16 protein-coding genes are annotated in these 16,271 nt (G+C 72.3%); 6 read left to right on the forward strand and 10 right to left on the reverse strand.

Annotated elements, in window-relative coordinates; all coding sequences use genetic code 11:
• Nucleotides 1-12: 12 nt before the first annotated feature.
• Complete coding sequence (locus EV382_RS16705; protein ID WP_165435806.1) at nucleotides 13-1,623, reverse strand: glycosyltransferase 87 family protein; 1,611 nt, start codon at nucleotides 1,621-1,623, stop codon at nucleotides 13-15.
• Nucleotides 1,624-1,994: 371 nt separating this feature from the next.
• Here EV382_RS16705 and EV382_RS16710 point away from each other — a divergent pair, with 371 nt between their 5' ends.
• The 3 genes from EV382_RS16710 (at nucleotide 1,995) to EV382_RS16720 (ending at nucleotide 4,393) form a co-directional block, all read left to right on the forward strand.
• Nucleotides 1,995-2,660 (forward strand): class I SAM-dependent methyltransferase, encoded by a 666-nt coding sequence (locus tag EV382_RS16710; protein ID WP_130403028.1) that lies wholly within the window; start codon nucleotides 1,995-1,997, stop codon nucleotides 2,658-2,660.
• A 147-nt stretch (nucleotides 2,661-2,807) separates the two neighbouring features.
• A complete protein-coding gene (locus EV382_RS16715) occupies nucleotides 2,808-3,671 on the forward strand; it encodes a DUF4397 domain-containing protein (protein ID WP_130403030.1) in 864 nt (287 codons plus the stop codon).
• Nucleotides 3,668-4,393, forward strand: coding sequence for a class F sortase (locus EV382_RS16720; RefSeq protein WP_244236725.1), 726 nt, complete (start codon nucleotides 3,668-3,670; stop codon nucleotides 4,391-4,393). The genes EV382_RS16715 and EV382_RS16720 overlap by 4 nt, the downstream gene beginning before the upstream one ends.
• 191 nt (nucleotides 4,394-4,584) lie before the next feature.
• On the opposite strand, the gene EV382_RS16725 is transcribed toward EV382_RS16720, so the two are convergent.
• The 5 genes from EV382_RS16725 to EV382_RS16745 all read right to left on the reverse strand — a co-directional run bounded on the left by EV382_RS16725 (nucleotide 4,585) and on the right by EV382_RS16745 (nucleotide 8,237).
• A complete protein-coding gene (locus tag EV382_RS16725) occupies nucleotides 4,585-4,935 on the reverse strand; it encodes a DUF2203 domain-containing protein (RefSeq protein WP_130403032.1) in 351 nt (116 codons plus the stop codon).
• 142 nt (nucleotides 4,936-5,077) lie between these two features.
• A complete protein-coding gene (proC, locus tag EV382_RS16730; RefSeq protein ID WP_130403034.1) occupies nucleotides 5,078-5,896 on the reverse strand; it encodes a pyrroline-5-carboxylate reductase in 819 nt (272 codons plus the stop codon).
• A gap of 72 nt (nucleotides 5,897-5,968) precedes the next feature.
• On the reverse strand, nucleotides 5,969-6,997 hold the full coding sequence (locus tag EV382_RS16735; protein ID WP_130408893.1) for a 6-phosphofructokinase: 1,029 nt from the start codon (nucleotides 6,995-6,997) through the stop codon (nucleotides 5,969-5,971).
• A 162-nt stretch (nucleotides 6,998-7,159) separates the two neighbouring features.
• On the reverse strand, nucleotides 7,160-7,663 hold the full coding sequence (locus EV382_RS16740) for a pyridoxamine 5'-phosphate oxidase family protein (RefSeq protein ID WP_130403037.1): 504 nt from the start codon (nucleotides 7,661-7,663) through the stop codon (nucleotides 7,160-7,162).
• A gap of 76 nt (nucleotides 7,664-7,739) precedes the next feature.
• On the reverse strand, nucleotides 7,740-8,237 hold the full coding sequence (locus EV382_RS16745) for a polyadenylate-specific 3'-exoribonuclease AS (protein WP_130408895.1): 498 nt from the start codon (nucleotides 8,235-8,237) through the stop codon (nucleotides 7,740-7,742).
• Nucleotides 8,238-8,501: 264 nt separating this feature from the next.
• Between EV382_RS16745 and EV382_RS16750 the strand changes: the two genes are divergently transcribed.
• Nucleotides 8,502-9,194 (forward strand): Crp/Fnr family transcriptional regulator, encoded by a 693-nt coding sequence (locus EV382_RS16750; protein ID WP_130403039.1) that lies wholly within the window; start codon nucleotides 8,502-8,504, stop codon nucleotides 9,192-9,194.
• 151 nt (nucleotides 9,195-9,345) lie between these two features.
• Here the strand turns inward: EV382_RS16750 and EV382_RS32770 are convergent, their stop codons facing one another.
• A complete protein-coding gene (locus EV382_RS32770; RefSeq protein WP_165435807.1) occupies nucleotides 9,346-9,513 on the reverse strand; it encodes a hypothetical protein in 168 nt (55 codons plus the stop codon).
• A gap of 202 nt (nucleotides 9,514-9,715) precedes the next feature.
• Between EV382_RS32770 and EV382_RS16755 the strand changes: the two genes are divergently transcribed.
• The gene (locus tag EV382_RS16755; protein WP_130403041.1) at nucleotides 9,716-10,936 is read left to right on the forward strand and encodes an MFS transporter; all 1,221 of its coding nucleotides are present in this window, start codon (nucleotides 9,716-9,718) and stop codon (nucleotides 10,934-10,936) included.
• A gap of 55 nt (nucleotides 10,937-10,991) precedes the next feature.
• On the opposite strand, the gene EV382_RS16760 is transcribed toward EV382_RS16755, so the two are convergent.
• Nucleotides 10,992-11,249: a hypothetical protein gene (locus EV382_RS16760; RefSeq protein ID WP_130403043.1), complete on the reverse strand. Its 258-nt coding sequence runs from the start codon at nucleotides 11,247-11,249 to the stop codon at nucleotides 10,992-10,994.
• 137 nt (nucleotides 11,250-11,386) lie between these two features.
• Between EV382_RS16760 and EV382_RS16765 the strand changes: the two genes are divergently transcribed.
• Nucleotides 11,387-14,863, forward strand: coding sequence for an AAA family ATPase (locus EV382_RS16765; RefSeq protein ID WP_130403045.1), 3,477 nt, complete (start codon nucleotides 11,387-11,389; stop codon nucleotides 14,861-14,863).
• Between the two features lie 41 nt (nucleotides 14,864-14,904).
• Here EV382_RS16765 and EV382_RS16770 read toward each other — a convergent pair whose 3' ends face one another.
• A complete protein-coding gene (locus EV382_RS16770; RefSeq protein WP_130403047.1) occupies nucleotides 14,905-15,597 on the reverse strand; it encodes a lysophospholipid acyltransferase family protein in 693 nt (230 codons plus the stop codon).
• A gap of 137 nt (nucleotides 15,598-15,734) precedes the next feature.
• Nucleotides 15,735-16,043, reverse strand: coding sequence for a hypothetical protein (locus EV382_RS16775; protein ID WP_130403049.1), 309 nt, complete (start codon nucleotides 16,041-16,043; stop codon nucleotides 15,735-15,737).
• Nucleotides 16,044-16,271 lie beyond the last annotated feature (228 nt).

Below are 16,271 nucleotides of genomic sequence, written 5' to 3' on the forward strand. Positions count from 1 at the left end.
GCGGCGAGCCGCCTAACGGCCGGCCTCCCGCCCACCGCGGAGGGCGGCGGCGAGTTCGTCGTCGTAGCTGGCGATCGGCCGCCCGTCCGCGTCGTACGCGACGAGCCGGCCCTGCGCCATGCTGGCCGAGCGGAACGAGAACGTCCGGCTCCCCGGGTACGCGTCGAGCAGCGGAATGACCCGGGGCGGCCCACCCGGGGCGGAGAAGTACTCCAGCCTGGTCACCTGCGGGGAGACCACCCCGTTGACCCGCACCTTGGTCCTCTCGGCCCGGGTGCCGAAGGTGACCGGCGCGTCCGTGCCGTAGGCGGCGCACTCGACCGGGCCCCGGCAGACGAAGAAGTATCGCGGGTTGACCACGTCGTCGAGGGCGTACGCCTTGAAGGTCGGGTCGGCACCGGCGGGCAACGGTTGTACCGCGAAGAACGCGACAGCCACGGTGGCCGTCACGCCCACCCGCAACCAGCCCCGTCGGCCCGCCGGTCGCCGGTGCGTTCGGGCGGCGGCGACCGCGACGCCACCGAAGCCGACCAGGCACAGCAGGAGCACCCCGATCGCGCGGGCGTTCTCGAAGAGGAACTGCACCCCCGGCCGCGTCGACACCGGGCTGAGCACCGCGCCCAACGAGACGACCATGGCGGCCAGCAGCGCTCCCCCGGCCACCCGCTGGGTGATGCCGGACGCGCCGATCAGCAGCATCGCCGCGAGCACCGGCCACACCTGGTGGTGGGTCCAGGACACCGGGGACGCGGCGACGGTGGCGCAGCCGACGAGCACCGCCGCGTGCCCGCCGCGGCCCTGTCGCGTCAACTGTCGCGCCCGCAGCAGGGCCGCCACGCAGACGAACGCCACCAGGGTGGCCCAGAGCACTGGCAACGCCGCCTCGTCCACGCCGACGCGTAGCAGCATGCCGTGCACGGACTGGTTACCCAGTGACGCCAGATTGCCGATCCGTGAGGTCTGCCGGACCGCCTCGGTCCAGTATGTCCAACTCTCGCCGGGCAGCACGATCCCGGCGAGCCCCGCGCAGGCCAGGAATGTCGCCACGGCGCGGCCCGCGTCGCGGTAGCGGCCGGTGGCGAGGAAGTAGACGACGAACAGCAACGGGGTCAGCTTGATCGCCGAGGCGACCCCGACCAGCACCCCGCGCAGCCGGGGCGGGACCAGGCCCACCCCGTCGAGCAGGGCCATCAGCACGATGAAGATGCTGACCTGGCCGAAGCGCAGATTGCTCTGCACCGGTGCGGAGAGCATCAGCACCGTGGCCGCCACCGCCATCACGAGCGGTCGCCGGGGCTGCCGGGTGGTCAGCGCGACACCGACCGTCCCGGCGATGGCGACGACCGCCGCGCACGTCGCCACCAGCCAGATTCCCTGCAGGATGCCCTCCGGCACGGCGGTGATCGGCCCCAGCACGAGCGCGGCGAACGGCGGATAGGTGAACGGACCGCCGTTGGCCGCCTCGAAGCCGTACAACGGCCGACCGGCGTGCAGGTCGGACAGCGCGCCGTAGTAGATGTGCAGGTCGGAGAGGCGATCCGGACGGCGCAGAACGAGCACACAGGACACCAGCGCGACGACGACGAAGGCCGCCCACGCCAGCGCCACCTGGCGATCCCGCATCGACCGAGAATAGGTGACGACGATGGTCCGCGACGGCCCGTAGCGACAGCCCGCCCTGACGCCGCAGCTGCAAGGGGAAGCGGACCGCCGCCAGCAGAAGTATCGGCCCGTGCGGAAGCGGGTCGTACCAGGGCTTGCCGAACGCAACGCAGAGCAACGCGAAGGCCGGCAGAACCACCACTCCCGCGCAGGCCACCCGGGCCAGCACCCGACTACGGGAGCGCCGGTATCGGATGCCGTCCGCATCGACAACCGCCGTCATTGCGGTTCATTAACCACTGGTGAGCGCACGCAAACGACCGGCCAGCCCCAGGTTCTGCCCTCGGAAGAACGGGTGTCGCGGCTTCGGTGTCGGTTCGTAGCCTCAGCGAATGGGGGCGACGAGGAGCGCCGCGTACGACGCGCACGCGGACTGGTACGAGGGCTTCATCTCGGGCGGCGGCGACTATCTCCGGCGGGTGCACGCGACGGTGGCGGACCTGCTCGGCACGGGCGAGGGGCCCTGTCTCGACATCTGCTGCGGCACCGGTGCGCACGCCTCGGTCCCGGCGGGTCTGGGTTGGACGCCGGTGGGCGTGGACCTGTCCGGTGGGCAGCTGCGGCACGCGAACGGCCGCCTGCCGGTGGCCAGGGGCGACGCGATCGCCCTACCGGTCGGCGACGCGTCGCTGCCGGCGGCGATGTGCGTGCTGGCCAGCACCGACCTGCCCGACTATCCGGCCGTGCTGCGCGAGGTGGCCCGGGTGCTGCGCCCCGGCGGGCGGTTCGTGCACGTGGGCGTGCACCCGTGTTTCGTTGGCGCGTTCGCCGACTGGAGTCAGCATCCGCGCGTGGTCGTCGACGAGCGCTACGCCGAACGGGCGCTGAGCTTCGACAGCTGGAACACGCAGGGCGTCCGGGCGCGGGTCGGCGCCTGGCACGTGCCGCTCGCCGATCTGCTCACCGCGACAGTGGCCGCCGGCCTCCGGCTGGTCCGGGTGGTCGAGGCCGGACCGGGTGGCGTGCCCGACCTGTTCGGCTTCCTCGCCGTCCGGTAGCGGGCGTCGCCCGCCGACAGCAGGAGACAGCACAGCCGGGACGGCACCAAGAAACACCCGCTGTGGCAACTTGCGCCGCAGTCCTGTTCACGGGACCCTGTGTCTCTGGGTTGCCGCCCGCTCACCGAACGTGCTTCCGGAGGCGACATGCACACGCTCCGTACCGCGCCCCGCCGGCTGCTGGCCGGCTCCGGCGTACTCCTGCTCACCGCCGCCCTCGCCGCCGCCTTTCCGGTTCCGGCCACCGCCGCGCCCGGCGCGGACACCGTCGGGTACGTCCGGCTCGCTCACCTCTCCCCGGACACCCCGGCGGTGGACGTCTACCTGGCCGCGCCCGGCTCGGCGAAACCGCAGGTCTTCCCGGGGGTCGGTTACGGCGTGGTCTCCGACTACCTCGAACTCGCTCCGGGCCGGTACGCGGTGGCCATGCGGGAGGCCGGCGCGCCCGCCAGCGATCCCCCGGTGCTCACCACCGAGGTCGCGGTGACCAGCGGCGACGCCTTCACGGTGGCCGGTGTCGGTCGGCACGCCGACCTTGGCCTGCGGGTGCTCACCGACGATCTCAGCGCCCCCACCAACGGCCGCGCCAAGGTGCGGGTCGTGCAGGCGTCGGTGCGGACCCCGGTGCTCGACGTGGCCGCCGCCGACGGCCCGATGATCGCCAACGGGGTGCAGTTCGCCACCACGACCGACTACCAGCAGGTCGAGCCGGGCAGTTGGCGGCTGAAGCTGACGGGTGCCGGTGGCCCGAGCGCCGACGCCGAGGTGCGGCTCACCGGCGGCGCGGTCTACTCGCTGCTGGTGCTCGACGCACGGCAGGGCGGGCTCACCGCCGAGCTGCGCCGCGACGCCGAGGGCGGCACCGTCGTCCCGGCCGGCGGGGTGGACACCGGTGCTGGTGGCATCGCCGGGGCCGGGCTCGACGCGTACCCCCTGGTGGTCGGCGGTCTGGCCGCGGCGGCCGGCGCGGTGGCCCTGCTGCTCTGGCGTCGGCGGCGCACCACCTGGTGAGCACCGGACCGGGCCCGTCGATCCGGCGGCACCGCGACCGCCGGGTACCGCTGGCCGCGCTGGTCGCGGCCGGCGCGGCGGTCTGCCTGGCCGCCGGCACCGGGGTCGGGCTGGCCGCCGGCCCCGGGGTCGGGCTGGCCGCCGGCCCCGGGGGCGGGTTGCTCGCCACCGGCCCGCCACCACCGGTGGCGAGCTGGCACCCCGGCTGCGGCGACGACTGCCCGTCGGTGGCCGCCGCGCCCACGCCACACGGTCCACCCACGCGGGTACGCGTACCGCGCATCGGCGTCGACTCACCGCTCACCGTGCTGGGTCTGGACCGCGCCGGGACGCTGATCCCGCCGGGCGACTTCGACACCGTTGGCTGGTACGGCGGTGGCCCGTCCCCCGGCGACACCGGCCCGGCCGTCTTCGCCGGGCATCTGGACTCACGACGCGGCCCGGCGGTCTTCGCCCGGCTCGGTGAGCTACGGCCCGGCGACCTGGTGGAGGTGTGGCGCGGCGGGCAGCGGTTGTCGTTCCGGGTGACCGGGTCGCTGCGTACCCGCAAGGATCGGTTTCCGACGGCCGTGGTCTACGGGCCGACCCCCGGGGCGGAGCTGCGCCTGGTCACCTGCGGGGGCGACTTCGACCGGCGGCGGGGGCACTACGTCGACAACGTGGTGGTGTTCGCGGTGACCGAGGCCTCCGACCCGGTCCTGCCGTCGTCCGCGGCAGGCTGAGCCCGCGATCTCCTTGATTCACTCGGCTTCACACCCCTTGATCGACTCGGTTTCACGGAAATCGGGGTGTCCCGCGCCCTTGGATACCGCGCCTTTCATGAACCCGAGTCGATCAAGGGGTGAGCGCGCACGAGAGTGCGCGAGACCACTGGCGGCGCGAGACCACGGGCGGCGCGCGGGAGGGCTGCGGGTCAGACGGGGCGGCGGCCGGCGAAGCCGCACTCGGCCCGGTGGTACCAGCGCACGTCGGAGTCGCCCTCCAACCAGCACCAGAGCACGGCGCGGCCGGCCCGCTCGCCAGGGAAGTCGAGCAGCACCGGCGCGATGCCCTTGACCTGGATGTTGTGCTGGTGCAGCTCGTCGACGACGGCGTGCAGCCCAGCCTCCAGCGCCTTCACCTCGGCCAGCCCGCCGAGGGCGCTCACGCCGTGGTCGGCCAGGTCGACGCGCAGCTCGGCCAGGTCGGCCCGAACCCGGATCAGCTCGTCGATGCGCGGCTGCAGAGTGGCCACCAGGTGCCGGGCCTGGGCGAGTGTGAACACCGGGCCAGTATGCGGCACGCACCCCCGCGCGACATGCCCCGAACGCCTCAGCGCAACGCGCCCCGAACGCTTCAGCGCGACGCGCTCGGAACTAAGTCGGCGCAACGCGCCCGGAACGCCTCAGCGCAGCGCGCCGGAACGCTCAGTCCGCCTGGGCTGCCAGCTCGCGGGCGCGGTCCCGGGCGGCTTCCAGCGCGGCGAGCAGCGCCGCGCGTACGCCGTGCTTCTCCAGCTCACGGATCGCGGAGATGGTGGTGCCGGCCGGCGAGGTGACCGCCTCGCGCAGCTTGACCGGGTGCTCGCCGGAGTCGCGCAGCATCACTGCCGACCCGATCGCGGTCTGCACGATCAACTCGTGCGCCACCTGGCGGGGCAGCCCGAGCAGGATTCCCGCGTCGATCATGGCTTCGACCAGCAGGTAGAAGTAGGCCGGGCCGGAGCCGGAGAGCGCGGTGACCGCGTCCTGCTGCGACTCGGGCACGCGGATCGTCTGGCCGAGCGGCTTGAACATCTCCTCGGCCAACGTCAGGTGTGCCCCGGTGGCGTACGCGCCGGCGGAGATCGCGGTCATCGCCTCGTCGACCAGCGCCGGGGTGTTGGTCATCACCCGCACCACCGGGGTGCCGTCGGGCAACCGGCGGTTGAAGAAGCTGGTGGGCAGACCGGCGCAGAGCGAGATGACGAGTTTGTCGGCCGGCACCTTGGGGCCGATCTCGTCGAGCAGGGCGGCAGCGTCCTGCGGCTTCACCGAGACCGCGAGCACCGCTGCCTCGTCCACCGCGGTCAGGTTGTCGACCACCCGTACGCCGTAGCGGGCGGTCAACTCCTCGGCGCGAGCGGGCCGGCGGGCGGTGGCCAGCAGCCGGTCCACCGGCCACCCTGAGCGCAGCAGCCCGGAGAGCATCAGCTCACCGATCTTGCCCGCGCCGATCACCGCGACCGTGTGCACTCCGGCTGACATGTCGGCCCGTACCCCCTCGCATCGGGTCGTGGCGCGGCGGACCCGCAGGCCCGCCGCGCCACCGACGATCGATCAGCTACCGAAGAAGACCTCGGCCTCGGCGTACCGCTCCAGCGGCACGGTCTTCAGCTCGCGGGTGGCCTCGGCGAGGGGCACCCGGACGATGTCGGTGCTCTGCATCGCGACCATCTTGCCCCAGTCGCCGTCGTTGACGGCGTCGATGGCCTGCAGGCCCAGGCGGGTGGCGAGGACCCGGTCGAAGGCGGTCGGGGTGCCACCGCGCTGGATGTGGCCCAGCACCACGGTGCGGGCCTCCTTGCCGGTCTTGGCCTCCAGCTGCTCGGCGAGCCACTGGCCGATGCCGCCGAGGCGGACGTGGCCGAACGAGTCGAGCTCCTGGTTGGCGAGGACCATCTGGCCGTCGAGCGGCTGGGCGCCCTCGGCGACCACGACGATCGGCGCGTACTGGTGCTGGAAGCGCTTCTCGACGTAGCCGGCCACCTGGTCGACGTCGAACTGACGCTCGGGCAGCAGGATCACGTTGGCGCCGCCGGCGAGGCCGGCGTGCAGGGCGATCCAGCCGGCGTGCCGGCCCATCACCTCGACGACCAGGGTGCGGTGGTGGCTCTCCGCGGTGGTGTGCAGCCGGTCGATGGCCTCCATCGCGATGTTGACCGCGGTGTCGAAGCCGAAGGTGTAGTCGGTGGCGCCGAGGTCGTTGTCGATCGTCTTCGGCACGCCGACGACGTTGACGCCCAGCTCGTGCAGCTTGGTGGCCACGCCGAGGGTGTCCTCGCCGCCGATCGCGATCAGCGCGTCCACGCCCTGGGCGGCGAGGTTGTCCTTGATCCGCTCGACGCCGTTCTCGATCTTGAACGGGTTGGTCCGGGACGAGCCGAGGATGGTGCCGCCGCGGGGCAGGATGCCGCGGACGTCGGCGATCCCCAGCGGACGGGACAGACCCTCCAGCGGGCCCTTCCAGCCATCCCGGAAGCCCACGAACTCGTGACCGTAAGTGGCGACGCCCTTGCGGACCACCGCCCGGATGACCGCGTTGAGACCGGGGCAGTCGCCGCCGCCGGTGAGCACGCCGATACGCATGATCCGCTCATCCTCCTGGAGCATCAGGTAAAGCCCGAAATGCCCCAGGGTATGTGTCAGGTCAGACCATCGGCGCCGTTGCCGGCCCGGGGCGGGCCGTCACTGCGCACTGTAGTCGGCCCGCCGGTACGGCGACAGCGCGCCCCGGCCACCCGCCCCCGGTCAGTAGGTCACCTCGTGGTTCTCGCCGGCCTTCGGCGGCCGGCCGGTGACCGCCGCCTTCGCGTAACCGAACAGGTTCACCACGGTGCTGCTCGGCGAGTCCCAGTACTCGGCGGAACTGGTGTGCACCTTGATCAACCTGAGGCCGGGGGTGTCCAGCCCCTCGGGGAACCACGCCGTGAGCAGCGGGTTCCACAGCTGCTCGGCGCGGTCCCGGTCGAACCCCTCGGTGGCGGTGCCGGAGATCGACACCCACGCGTTGTGCCGCTGGTCGGAGAAGGCGACGTTGACCTCCGGGTTCACCCGGATCTGGCGGACCTTGGCCGAGTCGGCGTGGGCGAAGAACCACAGGTCGCCGTCGAACTCGGCCTCCTGCAGCCCCATGGGTCGACTCACCTGCCGCCCGTCCAGAGCGGTCGTGGTGAGCATGCAGATCCGCGCCGTCCGGGCCAACTCGGTGACCCGGGCGCGTGCCTGCGCGGCGCTGGTCGGCTGGTCGCTCATGGCAATCTCCCTCGGCTCGGCTGGTCGAACCGTGCCCGGGACAGAACCGGTCAAACCTGCGGTGGCGTGGCTCCACTCACCGGGCGGTCATCGCCCGCCAGCGGGCCAGGTTGTGCCGCGCGTCGACCAGGGCGTCGTGCCGGGCCGAGTCCGCGTCCGGCAGGGTCGGCCTACCCCGGTCGTCCCAGAGTTGCCGCAGTTCCTTGGTGTAGCGGGGAATCTCGCGGGGCAGCGCCGGCATCGCACCCCAGAGCTGGGCGAGCACCACGTGGTCGTACGCGGCGAACCAGGCCCACAGTTCCAACTGCTCCCCCGGCCGGTCCCGGATCGGCTCGATAAGGAAGTCGTACAGGTCGTCACGGATGCGCTCACGGGAGCGCCAGGCCCGATCCGCCGGGGAGGGCAGCTTGTCCAGCACGTTGCGTCGGACCCAGGGCACGGCGCGGGAGTCGTCGAACTCGGTGGAGACCGCGTAGAACTCGCGGCCGTACTCGTCGACGACACCGATCGAGACGAGGTCGACGGTCGTGCCGTCCTCGATGAACTCGCAGTCGTAGAAGTAGCGGTAGACCATTCCGGGCATCTTCGCCCACCGCCGACCGGCCCCGCCCGGCGGGGCCCACCCCGAGGTGAACCTCGCCGTGGCGACACCTCGTGAACGACGCGTCACAGCTCGTGACGGTCACGGAAGTGCTTCGAGGGGTGTACAGCAAGCGACCGGACCGTCATGATCTGATGTGTACCGCTGCCGGACGCCGAATTGGTGTCAGTTCACCTAGTCGGGGCCCATCAGGTTCGCCCGGTGAGCGAGTTGTGGTCCATGGGGAGGGGTTGGGCCGTGGATGTTCGCCTGCCAGAGCCGGGTGACGCGCTCACGGGTGTCGAGATGTTCGCCGGGTTGGAACCCGAGGTGCGGCAGCGTGTCATCGCTGCCGCCGTTCCGCGTACCTACCGCAAGGGGCAGTTGCTCTTCGTGGAGAACGACCCCGGCGAGTCGCTGATCGTGCTGCGCCGTGGCGCGGTGGCCGTGTTTCGCACCGCACCCACCGGCGAGCGGGCCGTGCTGTCGGTTATCCGTCCACCGGACGTGCTCGGTGAGGTCTCCCTGCTCGACGCGTCCACCCGGTCCGCCTCGGCGGAGGCCATCGAGGACTGCGCGGCGCTCGCGCTCTCGCGGGGAGCGTTCATGGAGTTGGTGCACTCCAACCCGCGCATCCTGGACGCGGTGATGCGCTCGCTGGGCGGTCTGATCCGCCGGCTCACCGAGCAGAACGCCGACCACGTCTTCCTCGACCTGCCCGGTCGGGTGGCCAAGACGCTGGTCCGGTTGGCCGGCGAGAGCCAGGCGCCGATGATCACGATCGAGCTCAATCAGAGCCAACTGGCCGAGATGGCCGGTGGTTCCCGGCAGAGCGTCAACCAGGCGATCGGCTCGTTCGCGAGCCGTGGCTGGCTGCGGACCGAGGGCCGCCGGATCGTGGTGACGGATGTGGCCGCGCTACGCCGCCGCGCCGGCATGAACGACCGCTGACCGTCCGGCCTGCCCCAGCTTCGTCGCCCCTCGGGGGTCCGATCGGGACGCCCGTCGGCCGTCGTCGGCCAACCCTCCCATCCGTACGCACGGCTGCGCCGGCTGCCAGTGGCAGCCGGCGTCACCGTTCTCGCGGTTCAGCGCGTCGTGCTCAGCGGGTCGGGCCGATCCAACGGGTCGGGCCGAGCCAGCGGGCCGCGTCCGACTGGTAGCCGGGACCCACCCAGAAGCCCGGTCCCGCCCAGAATCCCGGCCCAGCCCAGATGCCCGGCCCGGCCCAGCCGCTCGCGGTCGTGGTGGTCGTTGTCGTGGTTGCCATGTCGTCTCCCTGGTCGATGGATCGTGTCTGTCTTGCCGAGGACGCTACGACGTGGAGGGGTGGGACAAAATAGGACAAATCGACATGAATCACTGGCTGAAGGGCGGTTGTTGGCCGCCACACCGCGCTGACAAGGTTGCCGCGCCGACCCCTGTTCCAGGGCCCGTGCCGACATACCCGCAGCAGTGAGGAGCCACCGGTCATGTCATTACTCCGCGGCAATGTCGCATTTCGTCGTTACTGGTCGGCACGCCTGGTGTCGTACGTCGGCGACCAGCTGGCCCGGACAGCGCTGCTGATCGCGGTCTACGACCGGCACGGCGGCGGCGCGGTCGCTCTGCTGCTGCTGGCGTCGACGGTGCCCCGGCTGTTCGGGCCGTTACTCGGCGCCCTGGCCGACCGATTCGACCAGCGTCGACTGATGATCGGTTGTGACTCCGCCCAGGCGTTGATCTACCTCGCCGTCGCGCTGCTCGCGCCACCCCTGCCCGTCCTGTTGGCGCTGATCACCGCGGCCACCACGGCCGCCACCGCGTTCACTCCCGCCGGTCGGAGCCTGCTCCCCCGCCTGGTCGAACGCGAGCAACTGCCGGCGGCGAACGCGCAACTCGCCACGGGTGTCAACATCGGGATCGCCGCCGGACCGGCCGTCGGCGGCCTCCTGCTGGCGAGCATCGGGCTGACCGCCACGCTGCTGGTGGACGCGGCGACCTTCGTGCTCTCCGCGCTGCTGATCGGCGGAGTCCGGACGCTTTCCGCGACCGGGGCCACGCGCCGGCCCGAGCCACTGCACACGGTGCTGCGCGCAGGGCTGCGAGTGGTCCGGGGGCACAGCGTCGTCCGCGCGGTCTCGGTCGGGTTCCTGGTGATGGTGGCGTTCGCCGCGCTCGACAACCTCGCCATCGTCCCCCTCGGACGCGCCGAACTGGGCGCCACCGAGGTCACGATCGGCCTGCTGGGCACCGCCTACGGCGTCGGCATGGTGCTCGGCCCCCTGTGCCTGGCGAGAACCGGCGTACGCATCCGTTTGGACCTGGTCCTCTACGGCGCCTTGCTCGCGCTCGGTGCCGGAACGCTGGTCACCGGCCTCAGCCCGGTGATCGCGCTCGCCATCGCCGGTCAGGCGGTGGCCGGTGTCGGCGCGGGCTGGCACAACGTCGCCGCCGACACCCTCATCCAGCAGAACGTGCCGGCCGACCGGCTCGGCGTGGTGTTCGGCACCGTCTACATGTTCCCGTACGCGGCGGAGGCCCTCGCCTACGCCGTCGGCGCACCGCTGCTGGCGGTGGTCGGGCCACGATGGGTGCTGATCATCTCGGGGTTGGGTGTGCTGGCCACCCTGGCAATCGTCGCTCCCCTGCTCACCCGGGCCCTGGGGCTACGGCTGCCGGCGCCGGGCAGGTTCGCGGCGGTCAACGGGTGAGGCTGCCGATGAGTGCGGCCGGCGGACCGGTGGCCCGCCGGCCGCACTCCGACGATCAGTTCTCCGTGCTGTCGGCCGGCGGCGCACCCGGCCCCGGACCGATCTTCTTCGGGTCGGTCGGCTTACCGGCCGTGGACGTGCTCGACGAGGTGGTCGTGGTCTCCCCCGACCCGCCCGACTGACCCTCAGGCTCTTCCACCATGCCCTGCTCCTCCAGTTCGGCGAGAGTGACCGCATCGACGTCGACCGTGTCGCCCGGCGCCCACAGCGTGCCACCCGGATCGGTCCACGAGGCGGACAGTCGTACCTGCACGACACTCTCCCTGACATGAAACTTCCTGGTACGGAACACTAACCCCGACCGATCGATGACGTTGCCCGCCCGCACGTCGGGTACCCGACTGGGCAGGCCGGACGCGATACTGACCTCTTTCGCCCACGGAGCTGACCATCGACCTCAAGTGTGGACACTGCGCCCGTGCGGCCGGGCCGGACGACCGCTTCTGCGGCGGGTGCGGCCAGCCGCTCGGGATCAACTGTGCGCACTGCGGGCACACCAACAGCACCGAGGTCAACTTCTGCACCAGCTGCGGCCAACCGCTGCGGGACCACGTCGTCGTGGTGCAGGAGGACCGGCGTCAGGTCAGCGTGCTCTTCGTCGACATCGTGGACTTCACCAGGTACGCGGAGCGGGCCGACCCGGAGCAGGCCCGCAGCCTGCAGCAGACGTACTTCGCCACGGTGCGCCGGATCGTGCACCAGTACGGCGGGGTGGTCGAGAAGTACATCGGTGACGCGGCGATGGCGCTGTTCGGCGCGCCGGTGGCCACCGACAACGACGCGTTGCGGTGTGTCCGCGCCGGTCTGGAGCTACAGCGGAGCCTGGCCCGCCAGCCGGCCGGTCCGCAGCCGCCGCTCGGCTTCCGGGTCGGCATCGCGACCGGCGAGGCCCTGGTCGACCTCTCCGCCACCCGCGACGGTGGGCAGGCCTTCGTGACCGGAGATGTGGTCAACACCGCGTCCCGTCTGCAGGCGTTCGCCCCGTCGGGCGGAGTCGTCGTCGACGAGAGCACCTGGTCGGCCACCCGACACGAGATGGAGTACGCCGACCAACCGCCGGTCACCCTGCGCGGCCGCTCCGCGGTGAGCCGGATCTGGCTGGCCGTCCAGGTGCGCCCACACCGCGACCCGCGCGGTGCCGAGCTGACCCCGATGGTGGACCGGGAGCACGAGCGTGGCCTGCTGGTCAACGCGCTGCACCGGATGGTGACCGAGCGGACCTCCCAGTTGGTGACGGTGTTCGGCCCGGCGGGCGTGGGCAAGAGCCGGCTGCTGCGCGAGCTGGCCCGGCACGCCGGCAGCCTGCCCGGCCCACCGATCACCTGGCTCGTCGGGCAGTGCCCGCCGTTCGGCGAGAACGTCACCTGGGCCGCCCTGTCGGACATCGTGAAGACCTGGGTGGGCGTGCCGGAGGTCGACGACCCGGGCGCGCTGCGCGAGCGGCTGCGCACCCGTCTGGCGGAGCTCGCCGACCCGCACGCGATCCGGCTGGCCGAGGCGCTCGGGCCGCTGATCGGCGTACCCGGTGAGCGACTCACCCCCGGCGAGACCGAGGCCGCCTGGCGGCGGTTCCTGCTCGCCCTGGCGGCCACCGGCCCGACCGTGCTGGCCTTCGAGGACATGCACTGGGCGGACCAGGCGATGCTCGCCTTCGTCGAGCAGTTGGGCGCGACAGCGCGCGGCGTACCGCTGCTGGTCGTCGCGACCGCCCGGCCGGAGCTGCGGGAACGGCACCCGGCCTGGACCGGCACGATCAGTGGCGCGATGTCCATCTCGGTGCCACCGATGCACGACACCGACATCGACACGCTCTACTCGCTGCTCCTCGGTCAGTCGACGTTGCCCACCACCTCGCGTACCCCGCTGATCGAGTTCGCCGACGGCAACCCGCTCTACGCCCAGGAGTACGCCCGGATGCTGCTGGACGGCGGCCTGCTCGACGCGGCCAATTCGGCCACCCGCCCGGACCTCGACGGTGGCGCGGAGATGCCCCGCACGGTGCAGGCGGTCATCGCCAACCGGCTCGACCTGCTGGACCCGGCCGACCGGGCGGTGCTCCAGGCCGCGGCGGTGGTCGGCGTGGTGTTCTGGGCCGCGCCGGTGGCGATGGCGCTGGGGCGACCGGTCGAGTGGGTGGAGCGCGCGTTGGACCGCCTGCAACGCCGCGACCTGGTGTACGAGCAGAGCACCTCGACGATGCCCGGCCAGTCCGAGTACCGGTTCCGGCACATCCTGGTGCGCGACGTCTGCTACCAGCGGCTGCCCCGGGCCGAGCGGGTGCTGCGCCACCAACGCACCGCGGACTGGATGGCTCAGCTCGCCGACGGCCGGCAGCACGACCTGGCCGAGGTGCTGGCCAACCACCGCTGGGCGGCACACGAGATCGCCCGGACCGTCGGGCTGGACACCGCCCCCTACGCCCCGGCGGCGCGGGCCGCGCTGCACCGGGCGGCCCGCCGGGCGTACGAGCTGCACGCGCTGGACACCGCCGCCGCGCTGGTCGGCCGGGCACTGGCGCTCGACGTCGGGCCGGACCCGGCGTTGGAACTGTTCGACGCCGAGCTCGCGTTCTATCGGGACGGGGACGCCTTCCTGGTGGCCGGGGGCACGGACACCCTCACCCAGCTGGCCGAGCGGCTCACCGCGAGCGGCGACCGGACGGGGGCGGCGCGCGCGTGGACGCTGCTCGCCACCGCCGCGTGGAGTCGGGCCGACCGGTCGGAGACCCTGCACTACCTGGACCAGGCGATCGGCATCTACAACGACCTACCGGACAGTCAGGAGAAGGCGAGCGCCCTGCTGGAGCTGGCCCGGGTGCACATGCTGAACGCGGAGACCGAGCCGGCGTGCACTGCGGCGCGGGCGGCAGCGTCCCTCGCCGAGCGGCTCCAGCTGCGCGAGGTCCAGGCCAACGCGCGGATCACCCTGGCCGTGGCGCGCTACCTGGCCGGCTCCGCCGCGGCGTTCCCGGAGCTGGCGGAGGTGACCGAGCACTGCCGGGTGGAGCGGCTGACCAGCCGACGCCGGGCGGTGCAGAACCTGGCCTGGGCGTTGCAGGAGGAGGGCGACCTGGCCGGCTCAGCCCGGTTGGTCGACGAGCAACTCACCCTGGACCTCGGCGGCGAGCACAGCCTGGCCACCAGCTTCGCCGACCAGTGGGCCCGGTCGTACTACGCGGGTGACTGGACGGCGGCGCTGGCGATGGCGGCGGAGTCGACCCGCCGGCCGACCGCGGAGTGGGATCTGCACATCGTGGCGGTCTCGGGGTGGATGCGCGGGCTGGCCGGCGCTGCGGAGCCCGACGGAACTGCCGGGCCGGCTGGCACGGGTGGCGATCTGGTCGAGCGGGCGTTGGTCGCGGCGCGGCGCAGCGGATTCCACCGGGTGCTGCGCTCCACGCTGGCGCACGCCGCCCTGTGCCGGGCGGTGCAGGGCCGCCGCGACGAGGCGATGGCGCTGCTCACCGAACTGGACGAGGACTGGCGACGTACCCGGATGATTCCGTTCGCGGAGTGGGTGCCGGCCGTCGGGCACGTCGCGGGGGTGCTCGGCACGGACGCGGCGCGGCTGGTCCGGCAGATGCTCGACCGGGCGCCCCGGATGACCCCGTGGGCTGACGCCGCCGGTCAGGTCGCCGACGCCACGCTGGCCCGGCACGCCGGGGACGCCCCAACCGCGGCGGCCCTGCTGCGCTCGGCGGCGGCCAGCTACGCCCGGATGACCGACGTGACCGACGAGGTCATCACGCTGGCGCTGGCGGTCGGCCCGCTGGCCGAGACCGACCCACCCGCCGCCGCGGCGACCCGCGCCCGCCTGCACGACTTCGCGACCCGTCACCACGCCCCGACCCTGCTCCGCCTGCCCTGACCGCTTCACCTGCCCTGACCGCCGAACCGGGTCGTGGGTGGTCAGGCGGCCAGCGGCGCGGGCACGGGCTGCTTGAGCTTCTGGGCGTAGATGTCGACGTACTCCCGGCCGGAGAGTTCCATCAACTCGTACATGACCTCGTCGGTGACCGCGCGCTCGACGAACCGGTCGCCGGCCAGCCCGGCGTAGCGGGAGAAATTCAGGGGCGCGCCGAAGCGGACCCGCACCTGGCCGATCCGCGGGAGGAGCCTGCCGGGCGGCTGGAGTTCGTCGGCGTTGAGCATCGCGACCGGCACCACCACCGCGCCGCTCTCCAGGGCCAGCCGGGCCACCCCGGTCTTGCCCCGGTAGAGCCGCCCGTCCGGGGAGCGGGTGCCCTCGGGGTAGATGCCGGCCACTCCCTGCGCGCGCAGGACCCGCAACTGGGTGTCCAGGGCGGCGCGGGCGGCCTGACCGCCGGAGCGGTCCACGGGGATCGTGCCGGTACCGACGAAGAACATCTTCATCAACCGACCCTTGATCCCCTTACCGATGAAGTACTCCGCCTTGGCGACGAAGGTGACCCTCCGCGAGACGATCAACGGAATGAAGATCGAGTCGAAGAACGAGAGATGGTTGCTCGCCAGGATCACCGGGCCGGTCGCCGGCACGTTGCGCAGGCCCTCCACCTGCGGGCGGAAGATCAGCTTGAGCAGCGGACCGAGAATGACGTACTTCAGCAGCCAGTAGAGCACCGGCGTCCTTTCCCGTGGTGGGCCCGCGACAGCGCCAGCCGTCGTCGCCGACGAGCCTACGAAGCGAGCGCTCTCACCACAACGGACGGAACCCGCAGCCGACGCATCGACCCCCGCCCACAGGCGCACCAACGTGGCTACTCGCAGCGCCCCTTCTTCCACTGTAGGTATTCGCGGTACCGCTCCTCGTCCCGTCTGCGCATGCGTCGGTGCAGCACCCGGGAGGCGACCAGGAGCACCGCGCCACCGCCCAGCATCAGGAAGCCGAGGGTACGGTCGCCGGGCTGCACCGGGCCCACGCTGAACAGGACCCCCAGGAGGGTCGAGCCCAGGCCCAGGTAGAGCGCGATCCCGGGTGGCGTCTGCCGGTATTCGAGGTGGTGGCGATCGGCGACGCTCTGGAACTGCGGCGGCATGTCCACCTCCTCGTACTCACCATCCGCCACCGGGGCCCCTTCGCTCTCGATCGTTGGCAGGTCCTCGGAGCGCCGCTCGGCGTGTCGCGTCGCCCCGCTGCCAACGATCACCGAGATCGCACGTGTCGCGCAAGAACGGACAAAGGAGCCCCGCCGCGACCTGCGGCAGCAGCCGTGACTTTGGAAGACGCGACACAACGCACTCCCGGAACCATGCCCTGACGTGTCACGATTCAGAGCACGGCGTGCGGACGGACG

Source organism: Micromonospora violae (genome assembly GCF_004217135.1).
Lineage (GTDB): Bacteria > Actinomycetota > Actinomycetes > Mycobacteriales > Micromonosporaceae > Micromonospora > Micromonospora violae.